The 1,469-nt window shown below is 61.8% G+C and carries 1 protein-coding gene; it reads left to right on the top strand.

Annotation, left to right across the window (positions count from 1 at the left end; genetic code table 11):
• Window positions 1–628: 628 nt before the first annotated feature.
• Complete coding sequence (locus OKA05_RS29245; RefSeq protein ID WP_264490773.1) at window positions 629–1,180, top strand: REP-associated tyrosine transposase; 552 nt, start codon at window positions 629–631, stop codon at window positions 1,178–1,180.
• Window positions 1,181–1,469 lie beyond the last annotated feature (289 nt).

Here is a 1,469-nt window from a genome sequence, read left to right as displayed (position 1 = left end):
AAGGCCCTCTACACCCTGCACTCGAGAGCTGCGAACAATCGCAGCAGTCCAAAAGCGGCTGCGCCGCGGCCATCAGGTGGCGCTCTCTTTGTGGTCGCGCGCGATGGAAGCCGAAGGCCCTCGGACTGCTGCGGTCATCCGCAGCTCTCGAATGCACGCAGCGGCGGTTCATTGGCGAAAGTCGCAGCGATCCCGGAAGCCCGGTTCAGTCCAACAGGGAAGGCCCTCTACACCCTGCACTCGAGAGCTGCGAACAATCGCAGCAGTCCAAAAGCGGCTGCGCCGCGGCCATCAGGCGGCGCTCTCCCTTGTGGTCGCGCGCGAGGGAAGCCGAAGGCCCTTGGACTGCTGCGGTCATCCGCAGCTTTCGAATTCACGCAGCGGCGGTTCATGGGCGAAAGTCGCAGCGATCCTGAAAGCCCGGTTCAGTCCAACAGGGAAGCCATCTTCTTCCTGCATTCAAGAGCTGCGAAGAATCGCAGCAGTCCGAGGGCGGCTGCGCCGCGGTCAATGGGCGGCTCTCACCCTTGTGGTCGCGCGCGATGGAAGCCGAGGGCCTCCGGCTTCCATAAGGCAACGCTTTGTGATCTCGACAGGCATTCGGCATCGATCAACGATCTTTCCGAAGATGCCGGACACCTCTCCCCCTTGGCCGCATGCACCGCCCCATTGGATCCTGCAAGGTGGCACCTACTTTGTGACCGCTGCCACGTATCATCGACAACGACTCTTCGACTCGCCCGAAAAACTGGATGTGGTCACTGGGATCTTGATCGATACAGCACGAGAGTTCGGCTGGCAGTTGCGCTCGTGGGCAGTGTTCGCGAACCACTATCACTGGCTTGCCGACTCACCGGCAGGATCCGGCGAATCCCTGCGGATCTGGTTGACCGAGCTGCATCGACGGACTGCGATCGAAGCGAATCAGCTTTCGGGAACTATTGGCCGACGGGTGTGGATGAACTTTCGCGATACTCACATCACGCATCAAACATCGTATCTGGCCCGCCTCCGCTACGTGAACGAGAATCCCGTGAAGCACCGCCTGGTGGAGCAGGCCCGCGATTACAAGTGGTGCAGCGCCGCTTGGTTCGAGACGAACGCGCCGAAGGCTTTCGTTGAGTCCGTGCGGCGGTTTAAGATCGACCGCCTGAGGATTTGGGACGATTTCGATGAGTGACGGTTTGGGAGCTTGGAGGGCCGGTGCGAAGCGTGGGGGCAGCGCGCTTTACCCTGCAATCGAGAGCTGCGGATGACCGCAGCAGTCCGAGGGCGGCTGCGCCGCGGTCATCAGGCGGCGCTCTCCTTGTGGTCGCGCGCGATGGAAGCCGAAGGCCCTCGGACTGCTGCGGTCATCCGCAGCTTTTGAGTGCACGCAGCGGCTGTCCACTGGTGAAGATCGCAGCGATCCCGAAAGCCCGGTTTAGTCCAACTGGGAGGCCTTCTCCACTCTGCACTCAAGAGCTGCG

Origin of the sequence: Luteolibacter arcticus (assembly GCF_025950235.1) — a bacterium.
Classification (GTDB): Bacteria; Verrucomicrobiota; Verrucomicrobiia; order Verrucomicrobiales; family Akkermansiaceae; genus Haloferula; species Haloferula arctica.
The sequence above is the reverse complement of the archived record's forward strand: the minus strand, read 5'-3'. Positions and strand labels throughout refer to the sequence as shown.